This is a genomic window from Burkholderia sp. Ac-20379 (assembly GCF_017104645.1).
Classification (GTDB): Bacteria; Pseudomonadota; Gammaproteobacteria; order Burkholderiales; family Burkholderiaceae; genus Burkholderia.
Window position 1 is genome coordinate 1 of sequence record NZ_JAAGPF010000513.1, and the last position, 3309, is coordinate 3309.

Here is a 3309-nt window from a genome sequence, read left to right on the forward strand (position 1 = left end):
TTCGAACGCGCGATCCGGCTCGCCCAAGGCGCGGCGCAGGCCGGCTGCCAGGGCATCGTGCTGACCGTGCTCGCGCCCGTGCATCCCGCACCTGGCCTGCATCCTGGCGGCGTGGACGTGGCCGCGCAGGTCGCGCAGCGCGGCTGGTCCACGATCGGCGCGCAGGAGGGCGTGGCGAAGCTGCCCGCGTTCCCCGCCTGGGGCATGGACGCGTTTCGCGAGGTGCTCGCCGCCGTGCATGCGCTCGGGCTGAAGCTCGTCGTGAAGGGCGTCATGCATGCCGACGACGCCGTCGCGATCCACGCCGCCGGCTGCGACGGCGTGATGGTGTCCAACATCGGCGTGCGCCAGTCGTACCGTTGGGCGCCGGTGCCGGGGCAACTTGAAATCGTCAGCGCCGCGCTCGACGCCAGCGCCACGATCCTCGTGGATGGCGGCATTCGCCACGCCGCCGACGTGGTGGCCGCCTGCGTGCTCGGCGCCGATATGTCGATCGTCGTGCGCCCCGTGGTGCATGCGCTGGCCGGCGGCGGGGAGGCCGCCGTGAGCACGCTGCTGCGCGCCACCGTCGGCGAACTGCAATCCCTTTGCGCGTGGATGGGTGCCGCCCGGCTCGGCGACATCGCGCGCGATCAACTCATTACGGCATCCTGATTCTCATGTTCGATCTGCTGTTACGCGGCGCGACGCTCGTCGACGCCACCGGCGAGCGCCGTGCCGATCTCGCCATCGCGGGCGACGCCATCGCCGCGATCCTCGCGCCCGGCACGCCGGCCGAAAGCCGCGCCACGCGCGACGTGAGCGGCCTCGTGATGCTGCCCGGGCTGGTGGATGCGCACGTGCACCTGTGCGATCCCGGCTACACGCACAAGGAGGATTTCGCGTCCGGCACGCGCGCCGCCGCGGCCGGCGGCGTGACCACGCTGCTCGACATGCCCACCGATCTGCCGATCACCACGCATGCCGACGAGCTGCGCGACAAGATGGACGGCGCGCGCGGGCGGATTCACGTCGACGTCGGGTTCCAGGTGGCGAAGTTGTGTGCGCACCCGTCGCTCGACGCCGTGCGCGCGCTCGATCCCGTCTCGTTCGAGCTGTTCATGGCCGGCGTGCCCGAGGCGTACCGGCACGACACGCAGGCCCGGCTCGTCGAGTCGATGCAGGCGTTGCGTGCCGTGGATGCGATCGCGTGCGTGTCGCCCGGCGATCATTCGCTGCAAAGCGCGCCGCAGCAGGCCACCGGCCGCGCCGGGCTCGATGCGCTGCTGGCGAGCCGCCCGCCAGTGGCCGAGGCCGCCGGCATCGCGCAGGCCGTGCTTGCCGCCGCCGCCACCGGCGCACGCGTGCACCTGCGGCAAGGCAATTCGCAACTCGGTTTCGAGACGTGGCGGCGGCTGCGCGATCTGGCCGACGTGACCATCGAAACCACGCCGCAGGCGCTGCTGCTCGCCGACGATGCGTACGACACGCGCCGCAATTTCTTCAAGGCGCTGCCGCCGCTGCGGCCCGCGCGCGATCGCGACGCGTTGCGCGCGGCGCTGCGCGACGGCCTGATCGACATGATCGTGACCGACCATGCGCCGCACGCGTATGCCGAGAAGGCTGCGCATTACGACGATTTCCGCGACGTGCCGAGCGGCATGCCCGGCGTGCAGACGTTCCTGGCCGCGATGCTGCGGCTCGTGGAGATGGGCGACCTCGACCTGCGCGGCGTGGCCACGCTGTGCGCGCGCAATCCGGCGCAGCGGTTCGGGCTGGGCGCGTCGAAGGGCCTGCTCGCGCCGGGCTTCGACGCCGATCTCGTGCTGCTCGACCCGGCCGGCACGATGACCGTGCGCGACGCCGACCAGATTTCGAAGGCCGGCTATTCGCAGTTCGACGGCATGACCGTGCCGTGGGGGCTGGCCGCTGTGTACGTGCGCGGCCAGCAGGTGGGCGAAACGGGGCCGAGGGGGCAGGTGGTGGTATCGCGGGCGCGGTGAGCGCCCGGCGAGTTCGGGTAACATCGGCGGATCGTATTCAGGAGTGCTTCGATGCGTCTCATTCTCGCAATCCTTTTGCCGTGGTTCCAGTTCTTCACGATCGGCCGCCCGTTCGCCGGGATCATCTGCCTGCTGCTGCAGATCACCATCATCGGCTGGCTGCCCGCCGCGATCTGGTCCGTGTACGCGCTGAGCCAGTACAAGACCGATCAGAAGATCGCCAAGGCGTTCGGCGGCCGGGGCTGAGCGAAGTCAGGCCCGAGTCAGGCCCGGATCATCCCGCTCAGATAGCCGAAATCGTGCTGGAACTGCTCCGCCTCGGTGCGTGCTGTGGCCGGTGCGGACGAGGCAGGCGCGGTGGAAGTCTGGCCTGAGGTTTGGCCGGAAGTTTGGCCAGAAGTTTGAGCAGAAGCGGCCTGGCCCGGCTGAAGCAGCGCCTGCTCGATGGCCGGGAACTGGTTGTGCATGGCCGAGAAGCTGTCTTCGTGCTCGCTGCCGGTTCTGCCGCCCGTCACCTCGAAGCCTTGCGCCGTCAGCCGCTCGCGAAGCTGTTCGCCTTCCCGGCCCAGCCCCTCGTTGTCCGTCAGCATCACCACTTTCGTATCGGCCGCCTGGCCGCGCAGGTTCTTCTCGACGCTGAGCGTGCCCACCGTGCGCTTCGCGATCTGGCCGGGCAGCGCGCCCGCGTGCGGATGGTGAGCGCGCACGCCTTTCGTCGTGCTCGGCATCGGCCGGTCGAGCACCAGCCCGCCCAGTTGCTTGCCTTCCGATTGCGCCTTCGCCGTCAGGTGCGCCGCCACCGCGCCGCCCATCGAATAGCCGTGCACCACCACGTTTTCGGCCGGCACGTGCATCGTGTTCGTGACGTGATCGAGCATCGTTTCCGCGTCGCGATACAGCCCTTGCTCGCTCGGCGTGCCCGCGCTCGCGCCGAAGCCGCGATAGTTCATCGACAGCACGTCCACGCCCGCGCGCTGATAGGCCGCCGCGATGTCCGGCGTCAGCGCTTCGGCCGGTGCGCCCGAGCCCGACAGCACCAGGGCGACCTTGCCCGTCGAGCCGCCGTCGTGCGCCTTGTAGAGATGCCCCGCCAGTTCGCCCGCCTCGCCCTGCACCTTGACCGGCTGGACGTTGCCCGTGGCCTCGCCCACGCGCAGGCGCGTCTGGTCTTCCGGTTCCAGCGTGCGGCGCTCGCGTTCCGAGCCGAACAGTTGCCCCGCCATCATCCGGCCGACCATGCCGTTCGGCTCGCCTTTCGGCCGGCGCGGCTGCGGGGCACGCTGCGACAGGCCGGCCAGCGCGCCGCCCGCCTGCCGGGCTTGCGCCG

The 3309-nt window shown here is 70.7% G+C and carries 4 protein-coding genes; 3 read left to right on the forward strand and 1 reads right to left on the reverse strand.

Translation table 11 applies throughout. The features are described from left to right. From G3N92_RS32085 to G3N92_RS32095, 3 genes are all read left to right on the forward strand, one after another. A partial coding sequence (locus G3N92_RS32085; RefSeq protein WP_206131554.1) for an alpha-hydroxy-acid oxidizing protein occupies positions 1–654 on the forward strand: 654 nt, incomplete at its 5' end. A gap of 5 nt (positions 655–659) precedes the next feature. Beyond that, positions 660–1982 (forward strand): dihydroorotase family protein, encoded by a 1323-nt coding sequence (locus G3N92_RS32090; RefSeq protein ID WP_206131555.1) that lies wholly within the window; start codon positions 660–662, stop codon positions 1980–1982. 51 nt (positions 1983–2033) lie between these two features. After that, positions 2034–2228, forward strand: coding sequence for a YqaE/Pmp3 family membrane protein (locus G3N92_RS32095; RefSeq protein ID WP_206131556.1), 195 nt, complete (start codon positions 2034–2036; stop codon positions 2226–2228). Positions 2229–2245: 17 nt separating this feature from the next. Here G3N92_RS32095 and G3N92_RS32100 read toward each other — a convergent pair. Continuing rightward, positions 2246–3309, reverse strand: a 1064-nt coding sequence (locus G3N92_RS32100) for an alpha/beta fold hydrolase (RefSeq protein WP_206131557.1), incomplete at its 5' end; no start/stop codon positions are given.